Annotated in this window: 16 protein-coding genes and 1 pseudogene; 9 read left to right on the plus strand and 8 right to left on the minus strand. The window is 70.4% G+C overall.

Annotation, left to right across the window (positions count from 1 at the left end):
- Positions 1-192: 192 nt before the first annotated feature.
- Positions 193-840 carry a TetR/AcrR family transcriptional regulator gene (locus IE195_RS18535; RefSeq protein ID WP_191273173.1) on the minus strand — a complete coding sequence of 216 codons (648 nt, stop codon included), beginning with the start codon at positions 838-840 and terminating at the stop codon, positions 193-195.
- 238 nt (positions 841-1,078) lie between these two features.
- Here IE195_RS18535 and IE195_RS18540 point away from each other — a divergent pair, with 238 nt between their 5' ends.
- Entirely contained in the window at positions 1,079-1,843 is a 765-nt protein-coding gene (locus tag IE195_RS18540; protein WP_191273176.1) for an SDR family NAD(P)-dependent oxidoreductase, read from the plus strand.
- An 87-nt stretch (positions 1,844-1,930) separates the two neighbouring features.
- Here IE195_RS18540 and IE195_RS18545 read toward each other — a convergent pair whose 3' ends face one another.
- Positions 1,931-2,854, minus strand: coding sequence for a universal stress protein (locus IE195_RS18545; RefSeq protein ID WP_191273177.1), 924 nt, complete (start codon positions 2,852-2,854; stop codon positions 1,931-1,933).
- 222 nt (positions 2,855-3,076) lie between these two features.
- Here IE195_RS18545 and IE195_RS18550 point away from each other — a divergent pair, with 222 nt between their 5' ends.
- Together IE195_RS18550 and IE195_RS18555 are read left to right on the plus strand one after the other, a co-directional pair.
- Positions 3,077-3,934 carry an ABC transporter ATP-binding protein gene (locus IE195_RS18550; protein ID WP_229826299.1) on the plus strand — a complete coding sequence of 286 codons (858 nt, stop codon included), beginning with the start codon at positions 3,077-3,079 and terminating at the stop codon, positions 3,932-3,934.
- Complete coding sequence (locus IE195_RS18555) at positions 3,931-5,475, plus strand: fluoroquinolone export ABC transporter permease subunit (RefSeq protein ID WP_191273179.1); 1,545 nt, start codon at positions 3,931-3,933, stop codon at positions 5,473-5,475. Before IE195_RS18550 ends, IE195_RS18555 begins: the two co-directional genes overlap by 4 nt.
- 148 nt (positions 5,476-5,623) lie before the next feature.
- Here IE195_RS18555 and IE195_RS18560 read toward each other — a convergent pair whose 3' ends face one another.
- On the minus strand, positions 5,624-6,727 hold the full coding sequence (locus IE195_RS18560) for an NADH:flavin oxidoreductase/NADH oxidase (RefSeq protein WP_191273181.1): 1,104 nt from the start codon (positions 6,725-6,727) through the stop codon (positions 5,624-5,626).
- Positions 6,728-6,861: 134 nt separating this feature from the next.
- On the opposite strand from IE195_RS18560, the gene IE195_RS18565 reads away from it, so the two are divergent.
- Entirely contained in the window at positions 6,862-7,209 is a 348-nt protein-coding gene (locus tag IE195_RS18565; protein ID WP_191273183.1) for an ArsR/SmtB family transcription factor, read from the plus strand.
- A 44-nt stretch (positions 7,210-7,253) separates the two neighbouring features.
- On the plus strand, positions 7,254-7,427 hold the full coding sequence (locus tag IE195_RS18570; RefSeq protein WP_191273185.1) for a hypothetical protein: 174 nt from the start codon (positions 7,254-7,256) through the stop codon (positions 7,425-7,427).
- Positions 7,428-7,550: 123 nt separating this feature from the next.
- Here the strand turns inward: IE195_RS18570 and IE195_RS18575 are convergent, their stop codons facing one another.
- Entirely contained in the window at positions 7,551-7,775 is a 225-nt protein-coding gene (locus tag IE195_RS18575; RefSeq protein WP_191273774.1) for a hypothetical protein, read from the minus strand.
- 244 nt (positions 7,776-8,019) lie between these two features.
- Here IE195_RS18575 and IE195_RS18580 point away from each other — a divergent pair, with 244 nt between their 5' ends.
- Entirely contained in the window at positions 8,020-9,294 is a 1,275-nt protein-coding gene (locus tag IE195_RS18580) for a sensor histidine kinase (RefSeq protein ID WP_191273187.1), read from the plus strand.
- On the plus strand, positions 9,282-9,935 hold the full coding sequence (locus IE195_RS18585; protein WP_191273189.1) for a response regulator transcription factor: 654 nt from the start codon (positions 9,282-9,284) through the stop codon (positions 9,933-9,935). The genes IE195_RS18580 and IE195_RS18585 overlap by 13 nt, the downstream gene beginning before the upstream one ends.
- A gap of 29 nt (positions 9,936-9,964) precedes the next feature.
- On the opposite strand, the gene IE195_RS18590 is transcribed toward IE195_RS18585, so the two are convergent.
- Positions 9,965-11,224, minus strand: a complete 1,260-nt coding sequence (locus tag IE195_RS18590; RefSeq protein ID WP_191273191.1) for an NAD(P)/FAD-dependent oxidoreductase — start codon at positions 11,222-11,224, stop codon at positions 9,965-9,967.
- Between the two features lie 415 nt (positions 11,225-11,639).
- On the opposite strand from IE195_RS18590, the gene IE195_RS18595 reads away from it, so the two are divergent.
- Together IE195_RS18595 and IE195_RS18600 are read left to right on the plus strand one after the other, a co-directional pair.
- Positions 11,640-12,797, plus strand: a complete 1,158-nt coding sequence (locus IE195_RS18595) for a hypothetical protein (RefSeq protein WP_229826300.1) — start codon at positions 11,640-11,642, stop codon at positions 12,795-12,797.
- Positions 12,794-13,729 (plus strand): carbohydrate kinase family protein, encoded by a 936-nt coding sequence (locus tag IE195_RS18600; RefSeq protein ID WP_191273195.1) that lies wholly within the window; start codon positions 12,794-12,796, stop codon positions 13,727-13,729. Before IE195_RS18595 ends, IE195_RS18600 begins: the two co-directional genes overlap by 4 nt.
- 1 nt (position 13,730) lies before the next feature.
- On the opposite strand, the gene IE195_RS26295 is transcribed toward IE195_RS18600, so the two are convergent.
- The 3 genes and pseudogenes from IE195_RS26295 to IE195_RS18610 form a co-directional block, all read right to left on the minus strand.
- Positions 13,731-14,939 carry a tetratricopeptide repeat protein gene (locus IE195_RS26295; RefSeq protein ID WP_225942935.1) on the minus strand — a complete coding sequence of 403 codons (1,209 nt, stop codon included), beginning with the start codon at positions 14,937-14,939 and terminating at the stop codon, positions 13,731-13,733.
- Positions 14,940-15,347: 408 nt separating this feature from the next.
- Positions 15,348-15,872 (minus strand): annotated as a pseudogene (locus IE195_RS26765) (AAA family ATPase); the annotation flags it as partial.
- Between the two features lie 529 nt (positions 15,873-16,401).
- Positions 16,402-19,539, minus strand: a complete 3,138-nt coding sequence (locus IE195_RS18610) for an AfsR/SARP family transcriptional regulator (RefSeq protein WP_191273199.1) — start codon at positions 19,537-19,539, stop codon at positions 16,402-16,404.
- Positions 19,540-19,728 lie beyond the last annotated feature (189 nt).

Here is a 19,728-nt window from a genome sequence, read left to right on the forward strand (position 1 = left end):
CCGCTCCGTGGAAGCGGTGCCCAGGCGGGGCCCGGAGGAACCCTAACGAGAAAGGTCGGCGGCGTGTGCGGGTGGGGTTGCCCCGGCGCCGTTTCGCGGTGTGTTCAGGCGTTTGGGGAGGTCGGGCCGGAGAGGGCCCGCCGGTCCGCCGGTGGGATGAGTGGAGGTGTCGCCGATACCGTCCGGAGCCTTTCAGCCCGGGTGGTGAGCCGGAGCATCCCGGAGGCGGGGGCCGGGCTCTCCGGTTCCGGTTCCCCGGGGGAGCGGTCCCAGGCCGTCGCCGACGGTGGTGAGGGCTTTCCGGACCAGGGCGGTCATGCTTTCACCGTGCCCCTCGTCGGAGGCGAGCTGTTCCGCGGCCACTCTCAGCGCCACGTTGATCGCGGCGGCCTGGACCCGTACGGACAGGGTGTCGGGTGCGGCTCCGGCGCGTTCCGCGACGGCCTCGGCGAAGACGCCCTCGGCGGTCTGGTGGACCGTCAGCCACACTGCCATCAGCCCGGGTTCGGTACGGGTCATCCGGATGAGGTCGATCGTCGGGGCGCCCAGCGCTGTCCGGCCGTCCTCGTCCAGGGCGCCCGAACGCTCCAGGTGCTCGGCGAGTGAGAGGTCGGCGGGCCACGAGCGCAGTCGGTCCGCCATGAGGTCGAGTCCGCTGGTGAGCAGCGGGCGCACACAGCTCTCCTTGCTCGGGAAGTACCGCCACAGGGTCCGGGTGGAGATCCCGAGTTCGCGGGCGATGTCGTCCCCCGTGGTCGCGGTCACCCCCTTGGCGGTGAACAGCTCCACGGCGGCGCGGGCGATCTGCATGCGCATGATCTCCCGGCGTCGCCTGCTCATGGGCGGCCTACCCCGGCCCGGTGGTGCGGGGGAGGGGTTCGGGGTACGGGGCACGTGCCCTCCTCCGTGTGGCTTCTCGGCGGTCCCAACTCTACTGACCTGGGGGTCCCATCACAGAATAATTGTCTTCCAGCGACAAAAAGTCTTACAGTGACAATATTGGTCGCAGTGACCGCACGGCCCCCGCGCACCGCGGGCATCCGTGCGCAGAACCCCGCAGGGGAGAACAGAGGGAGTCATGACCGCATCGGGTCTGACCGGTAAGAACGCCGTCGTCACCGGGGGCGGCTCCGGAATCGGGCGGGCGAGCGCGCTGCGTTTGGCCGGGGAGGGCGCCAGGGTTCTGGTGGCCGATCTGGACGGCGCCTCCGCCGACAGCGCAGTCCAGGAGATCCGCGACGCAGGGGGGACGGCGGAGAGCGTCGCGGGCGACCTCAGCCGCCAGGAGGTCGTGGACGAGGTCGTCGCCACCGCCCTCGACCGCCTGGGCGGCATCGACGTCCTGGTCAACAACGCCGGGATCATGGACGACATGTCCGCGACCGCCGACGTCACCGACGCCCTGTGGGAGCGGCTCATCCGGGTCAACCTGACCGCGCCCTTCCTGCTCACCCGGGCGGTCCTGCCGCACATGGTCGAGCGCGGACGGGGCTCCGTCGTCTTCACGGCCTCGGAGGCCTCCCTGCGCGGCAGCGCCGCCGGGGCCGCCTACACCGCCGCCAAGCACGGGGTGGTGGGGCTCGTGAAGTCCACCGCGGTCATGTACCGGGACCAGGGGATCCGGGTCAACGCGGTCGCCCCGGGCGGCACGGCCACCGGAATCAGGGTCGACGCCGACGCCCGGGCATCCGGCCCCGCCGTTCTCGGCCGCTACATGGGCAACATGGGAGAGGTGGCCGGAGCAGACGAACTGGCCGCGGCCATCGTCTTCCTCGCCTCGGACGCCGCGAGCAACGTCAACGGTGTACTGCTCCCGGTGGACGGCGGCTGGTCCGCGGTCTGACCGGGGCGGGCCCGACCCGGGGTCCGATACCGCGGGCCCGTGTTCGGCCCCGCGGCCAGATCGGGCCCCGGGGCCGAACACGTCCGTTCAGCCCCGCGGGCGGGGGTCCTTCGGCAGCACCGCGACAGGCACCGTCGCCGAGTGCAGCACGCTCTGGCTCACCGAACCCAGCAGCAGGCCCCGTACGCTGCCCCGGCCCCGTGACCCGACCACGATCAGGTCCGCGTCGTCAGCCGCCTCGACGACGGCCTCCGCGGGGGGCCGCTCGCTGCGCACGACGGAGACCTCCACGCCCTCGGTCTCGCCGCCCGAGACCTGCTCCAGCATCTCCGCCACCATCTTCCGGGAGCGTTCGTCCAGCTCCTCGCTCGGGGGAGCCCAGCCGCCCCCGACCAGGGACCCGGGGTCGAACGGCAGCTGAACCCACCAGCTGTGCACGACCACGACCGAACCGCCCTCGACGCGAGCTGCCTCGCGCAGCGCGAAGTCCAGCGCCCGCCGGGAGTACTCGGAGCCGTCCACGCCCACCACGATCCGGTGCGGTTCCGTCGGTTCCGCCGCCTCGGGGACGGGCACCACGACCACCGGGCACTCGGCCCGTGCCGCCAGCCGCACGCTCACGGAGGAGTCCAGGGCCGAGCGGGCCGCGCCCAGACCGCGGGAGCCCACGACCAGGAGGTCCTCCGGGCCGCTCCTGCGCAGCAGCGCCGCCGCGGGGTCCTCCAGGGCCAGGACCTCCTCCACCTGTACCCCGGGCCGCAGTTCACGCACGCGCTCGGACGCCTCGCCCAGCACCCGGTGGCCCTGCGCGGTGATCTCCTCCGAGGGAGGGAAGCGGGTGGAGCCCGCGTACATCGACGCCACCAGCGGCATCGCCAGCGCGCACACCGCGTGCAGCGGCCAGCCCCGGCGGTCGGCCTCCGCCGCCGCCCAGGCCAGTGCCGCGGACGCGGTCGGCGACCCGTCCACCCCCACCATCACCTTCGGCGTGACCGTTCCGTCCTCAACCATGACAACCTCCTTCAGCGAACACCGCGAGCGGCGCGGTCCTCCCCGGAAGTCTTCCATCCGGTCAGAGCCGGGGCAGCGCGACCCGGCCGTTGCGCGGCCCCGCCGCCCCACCGCGCGCGTTGCCCGCTTCCCGCTTGTGGCGGCCGACGACCCCGGCAAGGATGGGGCCGGGGCCGCACCCCGGCCCCGGAACCCGCCCCAGCGCCGCACCGGAAGGCATCCGTGGACGAGCAATCCGCCATCACCGTCGAAGGTCTCCGGGTCCGCTACCCCGGTGCCGACCAGCCAGCCGTCGACGGCATGGACTTCTCCGTCCGGCACGGTGAGGTCTTCGGCTTCCTCGGGCCCAGCGGCGCCGGGAAGTCCACCACCCAGAAGGTACTGACCCGTCTGCTGCGCCGCTACGAGGGCGGGGTGCGTGTCCTCGGCCGCCCGCTGGAGGCCTGGGGACAGGACTACTTCGAGCACGTGGGGGTGGGGTTCGAGCTACCGGCCGGGTACGGCCGGCTCACGGCCCGGGAGAACCTCGCCGCCTTCGCCTCCCTGTACCGCGGCCCGGTGGCGGAGCCCGAGGAACTCCTGGCCGCGGTGGATCTGCTCGACGCCGCCGACCGGCGGGCCGCCGACCTGTCCAAGGGCATGCGCATGCGGCTCAACCTGGCCAGGGCGCTGGTCAACCGGCCCCGGCTGCTGTTCCTCGACGAGCCGACCAGCGGGCAGGACCCGGTCCGCGCGGCACTACTCCGCGACCTCGTGCGCGCCGAGGCCGAACGCGGGTGCACGGTCTTCCTCACCACCCACGACATGGTCACCGCAGACCGCCTGTGCGACCGGGTCGCCTTCGTGGTCGAGGGCAGGATCGCCGCCGTGAACACCCCGCGGGGCTTCCGGCTCGGCTACGGAAGCCCCGGGCTGGTGGTGCGGGTGCGCGGGCGTGAGCCCCGGCAGATCGCCGCGGACGCCCTGGCCGACGACCCCGAACTCCTCGGACTGCTCAGGCGGGGCGAGGTGGAGACCCTGCACACCCGGGAGGCCACGCTGGACGAGGTCTTCACCCGGATCACCCGGGAGCAGTTGTGACCCGGCTGTCGGCCGCGTGCGCCCTGGAGGCCCGGCTCCAGGCGCGGCACGGGATCGTCGGGATCGCCGCGGCGTTGGCCGTGCTGTGGACACTGGTGCTGTGGGTGGTCCCCGACCAGGCGTCCGGTACCGTCGCCGCCTATCTGCTGTTCCTGGACACGGCGGGGTTCGGTGCACTGTTCGCCGTGGTGCTGCTGCTCCTCGAACGTACCGAGGGCACGCGCGCGGCGCTGTCCGCCTCCCCGCTGCGGCCCGGGGAGACGGTGCTCGCCCGGGTCGGCTCACTCACCGCCCTGGCCCTGCTGGTCGCCGTTCCGATGACCGCGGCGGCCTCCCGGGGCCGCCCGGCCGACCTGCTGTGGTCGCTTCCGCTGGTCCTGTCCGGGGTGGCCCTGACCTCGGTCCTGCTGCTCTCGGCCTGTCTGGTGGTCGGTGCCCGCCGCCGGAGCGTGCAGGGTTTCCTGTTGAGCGTCCCCCTGGCCGTCGCCCCGCTGCTGCTCGTTCCCCTGGTGCACCTGACCGGGCTCGTCCGGCATCCGGTGGTGTACGCGGTCCCCACCACGGCGGGTGCCGAACTGATCCGTCTGGGGTCCGTGCCCGGTGCCGCGGTCGGTTCCCCGTTCCTGTGGGGAGCGGCCGTGGCGTACGCGCTGCTGTGCGCGGCGGCGGCCCTGCTGGCCGCGGAGCGGGCGCTGTCGTCCGCGGCCGGGGGCGCAGAGCCCGGAGCGGGGCCGCGCCGACGGCGGCCCCGGCGGGCGCGGGCCTCCCGGCTGGACCGCTCCGCGGGACGCGGTTCGCTCCCCGCGTTGGTCAGCTTCGCCCGGACCGATCTGGTCGGGGTGGGGCGCGACCCGCTGCTGCTCCTGGTGTGCTGCGCCCCGGTGCCGCTGGCACTCGCGCTCCGCTTCCTGTATCCGCCCGCCGCGGAACTGGTGCGCGACTCCTACGGCTTCGACCCGGCTCCGCTGACCCCGGTGCTGCTGGCGGCCCTGGTGCTGTTGCACGTCCCGATGATGCTGGGGATGGTGAACGGTCTGCGCGCGGTGGAGGACGGCGACGAGGGGATCCTTCCGGCCCTGCGGGTCTCGCCGCTGTCACTGCGGGCCTATCTGGCCTATCGAACGGTTCTGCCCGCGGTCCTGTCCCTCGTCGGGTTGGCCGCGGCCCTGCCGTTGAGCGGCTTCGTGACACCCGGTCGGCCCTGGGGGACGACGGTCGCGCTGCTGCTGGCCGCGGCGCAGGCCGCCCTGGTCACGGCGGTGATCATGGCGTGCTCCCGGGACAAGGTGGCGGCCCTGGTCGTGGCGAAGGGCGTCGGTGCGGTTCTGACGCTCACCCCGGTCGTGGTCTGGGCCCTGCCCTCGCCCTGGAACCTGGCCCTGCTCGTGTCGCCGCCCTCGTGGGCGGTGCTGGCCGTGCCCGGCTACGACGCCGGTCCGCTGCCGCCGTGGGCCTGCCTGGTCGGGGGCGCCCTGGTGACGGCGGTGGCGGTGCGGCTGCTGCTGAGGCGGGCGGCGCACCGGGTGGACGGCCGGGTTTGAACCCGGGCCGAACACCCCTCCGCCCGCTCCGGCCCGCAGGTCCTCTCCGGCCGCTCGTCGGCGCCGAACCGTCCGTTCCTCTCCGAACCGTCCTCCCCGGACCCGTCCTTCCTCCGCGGGTCGGCAGCGCGGGGCCCTCGCGGCCCGGTCAGCCCCGGCCGACCGCGTAGCCGTACTGCACCGGCCAGTTCGACCGCGCGTCCAGTTCGGCGGCGGCGCGGTGCGCCCAGTAGGGGTCGCGCAACAGTTCGCGGCCGAGCATGGCGGCGTCGGCGGTACCGGAGGAGATGATCTCCTCGGCCTGGCGGGGGTCGGTGATGAGCCCGACCGCCGCCGCGGGCAGTCCGGTCTCCTCGCGCACCCGGGTGGCGAAGGACGTCTGGAAGCCGGGGGCGGCCGGAATGCGGGCGTCGTGCACCATGCCGCCGGTGGACACGTCCATCAGGTCCACCCCGCGGGCCTGGAGTTCCTTGGCCAGGAGCACGGTCTCCTCCGGGGTCCAGCCAGCGCGGTTGTCCTCGGGGTTCTCCTCGATCCAGTCGGTGGCCGAGACCCGGAAGAACACGGGCAGGTCATCGGGCCACACCTCGCGTACGGCCTCGACCACCCGAAGCGGGAAGCGCATGCGGCCGGTGAGGTCGCCGCCGTAGGAGTCGGTGCGCCGGTTGCCCGCGGGGGAGAGGAACGAGTTCAGCAGGTAGCCGTGGGCGCCGTGTACCTCGACGACCTGGAACCCCGCGGCCAGGGCGCGTTCGGCCGAGGCGGCGAAGTCGGCCACCAGCTGGTCGATCTCGGCCGTGGTGAGCTCGTGCGGCACGGGCAGGCCCTCGAAGGCCCAGGCGCTGGGCGCGACCGGGGTCCAGCCGCCCTCGGCCCCGGACAGGCCGCGGCCGCCCAGCCAGGGGCGGTCGGTGGCGGCCTTGCGTCCGGCGTGGGCGAGCTGGATGGCGGGGACGGCCCCGTGGGCGCGGACGGCGGCGGTGACGCGGGCGAAGGCGGCCTGCTGCTGGTCGTTCCACAGGCCCAGGTCCCAGGGGCTGATCCGGCCGTCGGGGCGTACCCCGGTGGCCTCGGCCATCACCAGGCCCGCGCCGCCCGCGGCGCGGGAGGCCAGGTGGGTGAGGTGGAAGTCGGTGGGCGCTCCGGTCCGCGGCCCCTCGTCGGGGGCGGAGTACATGCACATCGGGGCCATCCACACCCGGTTGGGGACGGTCAGCGAACGCAGGGTCAGCGGGGCGAACAACTGGCTCACGGTGGGTTCCTTCGCGTCGACTGGCCGCGGCGGCTGCGGCGACCTTAGTACGTTACTCGTCGTACTACGATGGTTGTCAAACTACGAGGGTTTTCGTACTTTGGGGTGTGAACAGGACCAACGGAGGCCACAGCATGCCCAAGTCCGATTCCGGAACCGTGTCCGGGCGCCGGCTGGACCATCCCGAGACCTCGCGGATCCGCCTGGAGGCCGTGCTGAGCGCGTTGGCCGACCCGGTGCGGCTGAGCATCGTGCTCGCCCTGGACGAGGGCCACGAGGACATGGCCTGCGTCTCCTTCGCGCTTCCGGTGAGCAAGTCCACCTCCACCCACCACTTCCGGGTGCTGCGCGAGGCCGGGGTCATCCGCCAGTACTACGAGGGGACCGCCCGCAAGAGCAGCCTGCGCACGGCGGACCTGGAAGGGCGCTTCCCCGGGCTGCTCGCCGCGGTGCTGGACGCCGAACGGGCCCGCCGGGGCTGAACGGGTCCGAAGGCCCCCGGCAGGGCCGCCGGGTGAACCGCCTGGTGCCCACGGACGAACTGCTGGCGGAACAGGACCTGGTCGAGACCGTGTGGTCCGGCACCATCCACAACATGATGGACCGCCTGGAACCCGAGCGGATCCGTGCGCTGGAGGGCGCAGTCGAAGCGCTGCGGTCCCTGGAGGGCGCCCTCCGGGAGGAACGGGCCGAACGCTGACCCCGACGGTGTCCACCGGGCACCGGAAGACGAGAACCCGCCGACCGGGCGGGGCGGGTGGCGAGAGCTGGGGCGCGGCCCCCGCCGTGTCCCGCTCTCCTCCGGGGCGCCGGGCCCGCGGCCCTACCCCCGGTGGCGCAGGTGGTGCCGCGCCAGGAGGACGACGAACAGGACCGTCACCAGCCCGAACCCCACACTGACCAGCGGGTGGAAGTCGCCGAAGGAGGTGACCGCGTTGGCCGTGGCGCCGAGGAGGATCAGCAGCCACAGCACGGTCCGTACCGCGGACCGACTCTGGCGCGCTCCGGCGCCGCCCGGACTCCGCGCGGAGCGGTTGGGGTCGTTCATCTGACATCTCCTGGGGTTCGGAGCCGGTGGTCGGGGCCCGGGCACGGGTGGGACGCCCCCTGCTCGGACACTCGAAACCCTAGGAGCCCGGGCCCCGGCGGGACGATCCCGCACGCTGCACAACACCGGGTACAGCAGGCTGTACCCTTCCCGGCCGCCCCTGCGCAGGGGCGCCCCGTGCCGGTAGGGTTTCGCCGGTTCCGACCCGGCCGGGAAGCGGACACGCCCCAAGGACGAAGTGGACATGCCCCCCAAGGACAGCGACACCAGGCCGTTCCGGGAACTGGCGGCGACCGGGTTCAACAACGTGTTCCTGAGCCTGGAACGCCTCTCCGGCGGCCTGGTCACCGCCCTGATGGCGCTGTTCGCCCTCGGCTCCCTCACCGCGGTCCTGCTCGCCTGCCTCCTCGGTGTCGGCCTGCTGCTGCTCCCCGCGGCCCTGCGCATGCTCCGGGCGGTCGCCGACCGGGAGCGCCACCGCCTCAGCCGGTGGGGGCCGCCGGTGCCGCCGCCGACCGCCGCCTCCGGCCCCGACACCGTCACCGGGGCGCTCACCGCCCTGGTCGGGGACGCCCACGTCCGGCGCGACCTCGCCTGGCTGGCCTGCCACGCCACCCTGGGACTCGGAACCGGGCTCCTCGGGGTACTGCTGCCGGTGCTCGCGGTCCGGGACGGCACCTTCCCCCTGTGGTGGTGGCTGCTGTCCCCGGACACGGCGGGGGCCTCCATCGGCTTCCCCGTGCACGACTGGTACGCCGCCCTGGCGGTCGGCCTGTCGGGGGTGGCCTGGGGAGCGATCATGTTCGGGCTCGAACCGGCCCTGGCCCGGCTCCAGTCGTGGCCGGGCCGACGGCTGCTGGGCCCGCACTCCCGGACCGTCCTCAACGAACGCATCACCGAACTCACCGTCACCAGAGCCGCCGCCCTGCAGTCGCACACCCGTGAACTGCGCCGGATCGAGCGCGCCCTGCACGACGGCGCGCAGAGCCGCCTGGTCTCCGTCATCATCCAGCTGGGGTCCGCGCGGCGGGCGCTGAAGACGCGCCCGGACCGGGCCGAGGACGCGCTGGAACGCGCACAGACCGCGGCCGAGGACGCGCTGTCCGAACTGCGCGGGCTGGTGCGCGGCATCCTCCCGCCGGTACTGGAGACCCACGGCCTGGAGGGGGCCCTGGGCGCGCTCGCCGCCGGCTGCTCGGTCCCCTGCACGGTCGAGGCCGGGGATCTCGGCCCCCTCGCCTCCTCCACCGGGGCGACGGCCTACTTCACCGTCGCCGAGGCGGTCACCAACGTCACCCGGCACAGCGGGGCCGGGCACGCAGGGATCCGGATCGACAGAGAAGGGGACACCTTGTACGTCCACATCCACGACGACGGGCGGGGCGGCGCCGCCGAACACGCCGGGACCGGCCTGTCCGGCATCCGGCGCCGGGTGGAGGCGCACGACGGCGTCTTCACGGTCCACAGCCCCGAGGGCGGGCCGACCGACGTCCGGGTGGAGCTGCCGTGCGCATCGTGATCGCCGAGGACGACGCCCTGCTGCGGGAGGGGATGGCCGCGCTGCTGCGGGACGAGGGCTTCGAGATCGTCGCGGCCGTCGGTGAGGCCGACGCCCTGGTCGAGGCCGTGGCCGAACACGGGCCCGACCTCGCCGTCATCGACGTGCGGATGCCCCCGACCCACACCGACGAGGGCATCCGGGCGGCGGCGCGCGCCCGCCGGGTCCGCGCGGACCTGCCGGTCCTGGTGCTGTCCGCCTACGTCGAGCGCTCGTTCGCCACGGAGCTGATGAGGACCGGCACGTCCGGGATCGGCTACCTGCTCAAGGAGCGGGTGGGCCGGGTCGAGCAGTTCCTCGACACCCTGCGCAGGGTCGCGGACGGGCAGACCGCCATCGACCCGGAGGTCGTCGCCCAACTGTTCGCCCGCAGGAGCGCCGACGACGTGCTGTCCCGGCTCAGCCCCCGCGAGCGCGACGTGCTCGCCCTGATGGCCGAGGGGCTGGGGAACGGGGCGATCGCCGAGCGGATGACCGTGACGGACGGGGCGGTGCACAAGCACATCCGCAGCATCTTCGGCAAGCTCGGGCTGGCCCCGGACGACCGCTCCGACCGGCGGGTGGCGGCGGTCCTGCGCTACCTGGACGCCACGGCCCGCTGACGGGGCGTTCGGACGGAGCCGCCGCGGCGCTACGCACCGTCGGCGAGGTCCGCCAGCACCGCCGCGGCGGCCCGCTCCCCGCTGACCAGCGCGCCCTGGAGCGAGGGGGTGTCGCGGTGGTCCCCGGCCACGTAGAGCCCCTCGCCCAACCGCACGGGGAGCCGCAGGTCGCCCCTGGGCGGGGGAGCGGCGGGCAGGGCGTCCGGGACGTGTACGGTGCGCAGGTGCTCCCAGTTCCCGGGGTGGGTGCCGAGGACCCGGGCCGCCTCGGCGCGCACGTCGGCCTCGGCGGGCTGTTGGGCGCCCACCACGGACGAGGCGATGAGCGACCGCCCGGGCGGCGCGTAGGAGGGCGCGGTGGCGGTCATCACCATGACACCGGACAGGCGGGTGCGCCCCCGGTCGGAACGGCCGTCGACGTGCAGGAGCGGGTCCTCGTCCGCGAGGACCGGCCGCGTGTGGAAGTAGGTGGTGGTCGCGTTGGTGCGGGGGGCGTCGAGCGCGGGGAGCAGCCGCGGGGCCTGCGCGGGTCCCGCGGCCACCAGGACGGCGCGGGCCCGCACCTTTCCGGCCCCGGTGTCGACCCGCCCGGGCGCCACCTCCCGCACCGGGGCCCCCAACACGATGGACGCTCCGCGGGCGTGCTCGGCCAGCTGCTCCGGGACAGCCCGCATCCCGGCGGCCGGGACGGTGAGGCTCCCCCGGGCGAAGGCGCGCCAGACCAGGTCGTTGACCCGGCTGGAGGTCGCGAGGCTCTCGTCGAGGAAGACGCCCGTCAGGAAGGGGCGCACCAGGGTGTCCACGGCGCGTTTGCCCAGGCCGCGTCGGCGCAGTTCGGTGATGGTGTCCGTCTCGGGCCGCGCCTTGAGGCGCTCGGCGGGCAGCAGGGTGTTCCCGGCGAGCATTCCCAGGAGCCGGAACAGGTCCGAGGGCCTGACGAGGCTGCCGGAGAGCAGGGACAGGGACGAGAGGGCGCCGGAGGGGGAGGCCACCAGCCGGACCAGCCCCCGGTCGGTGCGCACCGCCATGCCCTTGGGGAAGGCGCGAAGGTTCAGGGCGTCGAGGTCGAGTCGGCGGCGCACGGCCGGGTAGGCGGTGTTGAGGACCTGGAACCCGCGGTCGAGGACGTAGCCGTCCACCACGCTGCTGCGGACCCGGCCGCCCACCTCGTCCCCGGCCTCCAGCACGGTCACGTCCAGCCCCGCGGCGACGAGGTCGGCCGCCGCCACCAGGCCGGCCGCCCCGGCGCCCACGACCACGACGTCACAGCTGTGCGGTAGTTCGCTCATTCGGCCCACCCTAAGCAGGAGAGTGCCGCTCACCCCGTTGAACCGCCCGTGCGCGCCCGGGGTGTCTCACACCAGGGCGGACGCCTGGCCGTCATCGGCGTCGGTGGCGGGGACCGCTCAGGCCAAAGAGGGCGGATGAACTCCCAGAGCCCGTTCGGCAGCACATCACTCGCAGAACGCGACCATGCCAGGGTCGGGGTGCTCTCGCGGAGCTTTCGAGACGGGCTTTCGGCCACCTGTCCAGTCGGTGTCCAACGTGGTGTCCAGTCCCTTGTCCAACCCGGTCTCCCACCCTCGCAGTAGCCACCCACATCCGGTGGGCGGAACGCAGGGAGGAACCAGAGTGCAGGAATGGCTACACACTCCGATCGGGGTGGAACCGGAACGCTGGACGACATGGTCAGGCTGCCAGAAAGTGCTGGCCGTCGCACACACGGTCGCCGACGCGCAGCGGCTGATGGACCCCGTTGCGGTCCTGGCCGCAGACCAGCGTGTGCAGGTGGTGTTCACCATCGCTCCCCACGCCGTGTTCGGTAGCGGCGTGGACGAGTGGTTGCGCGCGACGGGAACGGTGGTGGTGTCCTGGGAACAGGCCATCCGGACCCGCTTCGACCTGGCGTTGGCCACCAGCATGAGCCGAGAGTTGGACCGGGTGCTCGCCCCCATCGTGCTGTTCGCGCACGGAGTGGGCTTCAACAAGCTCACTCCGTTCCCCGAGTACGGGCGACAGAGGGTCGCTCGACAGCCCTACGGGTTGGCCCGCGAGGGCCTGGTCCGCGACGGGCAGTTGGTTGTGGCCCGTCTGGCCCTGGCCCACACCCGGGAGAGGACACGTCTTGGCCGCGTGTGTCCGGAGGCGATGGACAGCGCGTGTGTGGTGGGGGACGCGGCCGTTGACCGGCTCCTGGAATCGTTGCGGCAGCGCGACCGTTGTCGGCGCCGGCTCGGTGTCGGACCGGAGGAGAAGCTCGTGGTCGCGACCTCCACCTGGGGGGCTTCCTCCCTGCTGGGGGAGGGGCGTGAGATTCTGTCCCGTCTCGTGAGGCAGGCTCGTGGTGGCCGGTGCCGGGTAGCGCTGTTGATCCACCCCAACGTGTGGGCCGCGCACGGTACCTGGCAGGTCGTCTCCTGGCTGCGCCCTTGGGCGGAGAGCGGACTGATCGTGGTTCCGATGTCCGCCGAATGGTCCGGTGTCCTGGCTGCCGCGGACGCGGTGCTCGGCGACCACGGATCGACTGCTCTGTACGCCACTCTGCTCACGCGGCCCATACTCCTGGCCCCCCATGGGGCAGAGGACGTCGATCCCGCCTCACCCATGGGCCAGGCACTGCGGAACCTCCCCCGGATCGGTGAGGACACCCCGATCCTCGATCAGCTCCTGCGCGACCTTTCACCAGGGGAGCAGGACGCGCTGACGTTCCTCTCCCGTCAGGTCAGCTCCTACCCGGGCCGTTTCGCTCCTCGGGTCAGAGCAGTGCTCTACGAGCTGCTGGACCTCTCCGAACCCGACGAACCCGCGGGCGTGCGGCCTCTGCGCCCGCCGGCCCTTGACACCCCCTGGAGGCAGTCATGAGCATCGAACGCAGAATCGTGGTGGCAGGGGTCGCTAACCTGTGCACGGCCGCCGTAACGGGCACCATCGACCTGGCTGGCCCGCGCCAGCGCTGCGAGTCCCGGAACATGGTGACCGGCGTCAGCGGGGTCGGCGCCAACCTCGCCGTCACCCTGCGCCGCCTGGGTTCGCGGGTGGATCTGTGCACACTCGTGGGTCAGGACGTGCCGGGCCAGGCTATCCGGGCGGGCCTGGAACAGGAGGGGCTCTACGGCCGGGGCTGTGTGGACACCCCGTCCTCACCCCTGGCTGTCTGCTTGGTCAGCGAGGAAGGCCACCAACTCACCTCCACCTACCTGGACCGGCTCAACGACGCCCTCTACCCGACCAAGGTGTTCCGCGACCTGGTCCGGGGCGCGGATCTGGCGGTGCTGACCAACGTCGGGTTCGCCCGTCCCCTCATCGCGCACGCCCACAACGCCGGAGTGCCGATCGCGGTCGACGTACACCGCATCGCCGACATCGACCAGCCCGGGCAGCGGGCGTGGCTGCACAGCGCCGACGTCCTCTTCAGTTCCCACGAGCGCCTACCGTGCTCACCCCGGCAGTGGATCAAGGAAGTCTTCGAGACCTACCCCGGCTGCCTGATCGCCGGAGTAGGCCGCGGAGCCGAAGGAGCCATGGTGGGGACCCGCGACGGGCTACTGATCAGTGCTCGCACCCGCCCCCCACGCCCGCCGGCCAACACCGTCGGTGCCGGGGACACCCTCTTCGGGTCTTTCCTGCACGGGTGGCTGGCCGCCGGCAACCCGGCCCAGGCACTGCACGATGCGGTCCTGCACGCCAGCTGGTTCGTCGGCGAGCTCTTCCCCAACACCGGGCGGCTGGACTCCTGTGAGTTGGGCGAGTTGGCGCGCACGCATCCGGTCCACCTCGTCGTGGACCGCTGGTGAGCTATCCCAGCCCGTCCAGTCGCCCTTGCACTCTGCGGCGGGCCGGGTCCCCTTGTGAGAGCAGCTTCATGGCGCTCTCATAGGCGGCCCTCGCCGCAGGGACGTCTCCCTGGTGCTCGCTGATCTCCCCCAGCACTTCCCATGCCTTGCCCTGTCCGGACACCGATCCGCGCTTGAGCATCTCCGCCTGGGCGGCCTCGGCTTCACGCCGGGCCCGTTCAGGCTGGGACAGGGCCATCAGAACGGAGCCGAGGGCGATGCGCACACGGGCCCGGTTGTAGGCGTCGTCATCCAGTAGCGGCAGAGCCCGCTCCAGGCATCCCAGTGCCTTCTCGGGGGACCGCGTGGCCAGGTGGGCGCGTCCCAGCATGAACAGTGTGACGGCCTTGTTGTGCTCGCCGCCGGTGTGCTCGTCCGCCGCCAGAGCCTCTTGGAGAAACGCAACGGCATCCTGGTGGTGCTGGTTCTGGAAGGCGAGGATGCCTCGACGCTGACGCGTCTGCGCCACGCGCTTCCACTCCTGCTTGCCCAACCAGATTCTCTCTGCGGCCTCCAGATCTGCGATCGCCTCCTCGACGCGACTCAGATGACTGTGGACCAGGGCACGCTTGTTCAACAGCCGTCCCAGGGCTGTTTCATCACCCAGCTCACGGGCTGCCCGGATGGCCGGGGTGCCAGCGCGCAGCCACAGCAGGGCTTGGCCGTGGTGGAGGAAGAGCGGCCACAGCCCTTCCACCAACCGCAGGGCGTGCCGGGGGCGGTCGTGCCGCGCGGCCAGCTCGACCAGGCCGACCAGGTTGTCCTTCTCCGTGTCCAACCAAACGGCCGCCTGGGCAGGGTCGGTGAACACGGGTGTGATCCCCGAAGCTCCGGGCCCGGCGTAAGGCCGCAGCACTGTGTCGGCCGCGACGGAGAGTTCGGCGAAGGTCCGCATGAGCCCGTCGACCCCTTCGTCTTTCGCCTCGTCCGTCTCGTGTGCGGCGGCCTTCTCCTCGGCGTGTAGGCGTAGAAGGTCGTGGAAGCGGTACCGGCCTCGGCCGTGCTCGGTCAGCAGGTGCTGTTGCGCCAGATTCCGTAGCGTCTCTTCACACTCGGCAGCGCTGTGACCCGTCACGCACGAAGCGACGAGCGTGGTGATCTCGGGCCCGGGGTGCCAGGCGAGCCGGCGATAGGTGCGGGCCTGGGCGGCGGGCAAGGACTCATAGGACAAATCGAACGCTCCTCGAAGCGACACCTCAACACCGATCCGTTCTCCGATCGAGTTCAATCGAGCCAGGCGTGCTTGAGCGTCCCGGAGGTCGTTCTCGACGCGAGTCCAGGAGCTCCAGCGTTCGCTGCTTTCGGCGATGGCAACGGTACACAGGGCAACTGGCAGGCCACCGCACAGCCGTGCAATGTTCCGCATAGCCGCCTGACCCTCGTCATCGGGCGTCGGGGTACCGCTCGACCTACGTAGAAGCTCGACCCCTTGTTCTGTGTTCAGGGGCGGAACGCGCACGATCGTGGCCCCGTCGAAACGCAGCCCCATGAGGTTCACCCGGGAGGTCACCACGACGGTGTGGCCGGTTCCGCCGGGAAGAAGGACGCGGGCTTGGGCGGCTGACAGTGCGTCGTCCAGTAGTAGGACGACACGCAACGCTGCCGTGGCCGACCTCCACCAGGCTGCGCGAGCTCCGAGCTCGGTGGGTACGGACTCCCGGTCCATGCCGAGGGAGTGAAGAAGGCGTTCCAGCGCTTGGTGAGGGTCTGTCGGGGGTCCGGGGGAGAAGCCTTGCAGGTCGATGAAGAAGTGTCCGTGTGTGCCGAGCTGAGGATGCTCGTGCAGGAAACGCGTGGCCAGTGCTGACTTGCCCACCCCAGCGGGTCCGGTGACCACCACCAAGGCGTTGCGTTTCTCGGCGTGCGCCTGGTCGACCGCGGCCCTGATTTCCCCCGTGAGGGAATCCTGATCGACGTAAACCGCGGGTGGCGCCGGTAACTGCCGTGGTTCTGGCGGGGGCGGAGAGCTGGGCAGGTGGACGTTTCCGTGGACTGATCCGACTTGCAGGACGGTTCCGTTGACCGGGCCGTGGATGTGGTTGGTTGTTTGGGCGTGCGGAGGGCTGGTGTGACGGAAGGGGTCCACGTTGCTCCGTTGACACATGTGGTTTTGAGGTGACTAGGTTTCCAGTCTGTCAATAACCGAGTGTCCTGCCGGTGAGGGTTTCCAGCAATATCCGACGCGCCACAGTGTTCTCAAGGCACGGGAAAATGCATGTGCACATGCAGGGGATTTCCGGTCGAGGCCTGCGAATTATTGGATTCGAGACGAAAAAAGCCCGCCGCTGGAGGCGGCGGGCGTACCTGAAGCTGACCCTGGATTTCTAGGCGGCTACTCCTCCAGGGATCAACGGAACGCTCCAGGCGTAGGCCCAGCTGTATGCGGCCAGCACAAAAAGCTGTACCATGGGGAACTTCATTGTTCTCCTTCTGCCGCCCTTGCTTCTCTTGCTCGGGATCACCAAGGGCTAGTTGGTCGCTGCAATGAGGAACGGGGCGTCACGGTCATCTGTGACGTCCCGTTTTCCGTGCTCGAGAACTGTATCGGCATTGCGCCGACTTGGGGAAGCACGCGTCCTCTGGGGGTTATGCTAGTGTCCATCCACCGGTGGGGTGCTCCGGTTGGTATGGGGTCAGTGTCTCGAAAGGGTCTCCAGGAGCGAGCGCACAACGGTGGCTTCGGGGGACGCCAGGTCCTCGTACAGGGCGGCGGCGGTCTCAAGCTCGGTACGCCCTCCTCGCTTGTCGCCAAGCGCCAGGCGCTGCTGCCCGAGTGCGTGTAGGGCCTGGGCCCGTTGCTTGCGCAATCCATGCTCTGTGGCGATCTTCAGAGCCCGCTCGAGGTGTTCGACGGTCCTGTGTGAGCTGTCCGGGTCCTGCTCGACATCGGCCAGCCCCATGTGTACATCGAAGGTCACGTTCGGGGGCGCGAAGCTTTGGAGCTCCAGACACTGCTGGAAGTGGTCTCGGGCTTTTTCTGGATGACCCTGAATTGCGTAAGCGGAGCCCATGGTGGAGAGGACGGCCAGCTTGGTCCACGGGTCATGGAACCGCTCTAAACAGGACAAGGCCCGCTTTGAGCAGGTGATGGCTTGCTCTGGTTTGTTCCGATGCACGGATAAATCACCCATGTTCGCCCAGGCGAGGGCTTCTCTTCGTTCATCAGTATTGGTTTGGGCGATCTCAAGGACCGTTTCACATAAGAACCAAGCTTCGCGGTGAAAACCCATCTGCTGCAGAGCCCCCGCAAGGTTTATCTGAACATTCGACAATACAAGAGGGTCGGATGCTCCCTTGAGGAGGCGGGTGACGTCGCTGAAGTCCGCCACCGCCTGGTGGAAATCACTGGTGACGAGGTGGCACAGGCCTCGATTGCGTAGAGCGAAGACGATCCCCGGGCGGCTCCCGAGCATCTCGAATCTTTCCAGAGCGTTCTCCAGGAGTTCCAGACTCATGTTGTAGCGCCCTTGTACGTAGCGGATCAGCCCTTGATGGGCGATGGCCCACGCTTGCCCCAAGTCATCGCCCGCTTGGTGCCACCGTTCGTGAGAGATCCGGTTGCAGAGCAGAGCCCGCTCGACCTCGCCTGTTCGTAGCAGGGCCCGCGCCAGATCGAAATGTCCCCGGGCTGATTCCCTGACGGGACCGATTCCTTGGAGCTCGCGGCAGGCCCGCTCATGGAGAGAGGGTGCTGTGTGCCATGGGCCGTGGATGTCCAGGTACTCGGCGACCGCGTGTGCTAGCTTCGTCGTCGCCTGACCGTGGTCGCGCTCCTGCGAGGTGCTGATCAAGGTGATCAGGTTGGGAAGCTCACTGCGGAACCAGCAGTCCGCACGTGTTCGGTCCCATCGGGGCTCCTGGCGCTCGAATTCGTGTCCGTCTCGACCGGGACGATGGGGATGCAGGATCCGGTCTGCGGCTGTGCACCGGGTCAGGTAGGACTCATACATCCGTTCCCGCGTGGCGCGAACCGTGTTCGGGGAGAGTTCTCGCTGGGCGGTACTGGCGGCGTGGTCCTTCACGAGCGTGTGCAGCCTGAACCGGTCGGGTTCGTGTTCCTCGATCAGGCAGGCCCCCACCAGCTCGGCCAGGGCGCACCGGGCAGCTTTCTCGTCGGAACTGATGAGCGCCACGGCGATGGGCCCGCTCATAATCCGGGTGGGGTGCAGCCCGAGGCGCAGGAATGCTCGGCGCGCCTCAGCACTCACCGATCGCAGTGCGAGATCGAACACGTGGGCCAGGTCAAGCTGGCCCACGCGGAACGCATCGAGGCCCCCTCGTCCCACGGACAGGCGTTCTGACAGGGACCTCAGCGTCCACGACGGGCGCAGTCGTAACAGAGTCGCCACCAAGCGCAGGGCGAGGGGCAGCCGACCACAGCGTGTGATCACGTCATCGAGTGAGGAGTCCTCTTCCACCTGCCACGGTGAACGGCCGCTTGCCGCGGCGAACATCTCGGCGGCCTCGCTCAGGGAAGGGAGCCCCAGGGGAAGGTGGTCGGCTTCATTGATCTCCGTGAGTTGGAAGCGACTGGTGATCAGAACCGCGCTTTCCGCTCCGACGGGCAGCAACGGGATGACCTGGGCCGCGCTGGCTGCGTCGTCCAGGATGAGGAGCAGGCGCATCGACCGCGTGTGCTCACGCCATAACGCCACCTGCTCGGAAAGGGATTCGGGTATGTGTCGTGCCGGAACGCGGAGAAGCCGAAGTAATTCAGTGATCGCTTCTGCGGGAGTCAGGGGGGAGAGGTGCCCGTGGTTCCCGCGCAGGTCCACGTTCAGTCGGGCATGGGGGAAGTTGCTCTTGACGTTATGTGCTGCGCGCATTGCCAAGGAACTCTTTCCTATTCCAGCCATGCCGCTGATGACCCAGACATGTGGTGACGGTGAAGTCGTGTCTCGCAGTCGCGAGGTCAGCAGGAGCAGTTCGGACTCGCGCCCGCGGAAGAGTTTTTGATCCCTGTCCAGGTTGTCCAGCGGTGGTGCGGCGCTGGGCTGTGTGCCTTCGCCCCGTCTTCGAGGGCCGGGGTCTGGCCTCGTTGCTTGGAGGATCTCTTCGAACTCGCGTTGGAGTCCCGTCGAAGGGTCAACCCCCAACTCCTCCTCGAGACGTTCTTTGAGTTGCTGGTACACCACCAGAGCGTCCGCTGTCCGTCCCAGCGAGCGCAGTGAGCGAAGGACGCATCCGTGCAGGGCCTCGTTGGTCGGATAGAGCATGAGCGCTTTGTCGAGGACGTTCAGTACTTCGGTGGCCTCCCCGGCGTCGAGTGTCAGTCTTGCCCACTCGACCAGGATCTCCTGGTAAGCCTGCTCCATCGTGAAACGCATCCGCGTCATCCACTGTCCCGAAAGCCCGCTGAGCGGTGTGTCCCTGCGTAGCCGCACCGCCTCCCGCAGGAGCGTGCGGGCGGCCGAGCGCTGGTCGACCCGGCGTAGTGCGTGCGCGCGTTCCCGTAGCCCTTCCAACCGCGACCAGTCGATGTTGTCCGGTTCGATCCCGAACTGGTAGCCGCTGGCCCCGTGGGACAGCAGTGTGCGTTCGATGCCCGCAGTCTCCAGACGTCGTCGCAGCCTGGTGACGTAGGTGTGCAGGGTGCTTCGGTACGTCGGGGGAGGTGTTCCCCAGAGTCTGCTCGCCAGCTCGTGCGCAGCCAAGGGACGGCCGCTGGCGAGCGCGAGATGGATCAGGAGTTCCCGCTCGCGTCCGGAGCCGAGGTCAACGGCCTTGTCGTTGGAGTACAGGTGGACGCTGCCGAGAACGTATAGCTGCACCGATGGATCCTCATCGCATGAAAACCCCCTCGACCAGGGTTACACATTCGCGCGTTCCAAAAAAGGCTTCATCCTTGTTTTTCTATTCTTGATGCCACTTGGTATTCATGTGGGCCTCGTGCATGTGCATTTTCGCGGTCATTTTCAAGTGAATTTGTTTCTGATGGTTTTCCTGTTCCTGGCGGGTGC

Source organism: Nocardiopsis terrae (genome assembly GCF_014651695.1).
GTDB lineage: Bacteria > Actinomycetota > Actinomycetes > Streptosporangiales > Streptosporangiaceae > Nocardiopsis > Nocardiopsis terrae.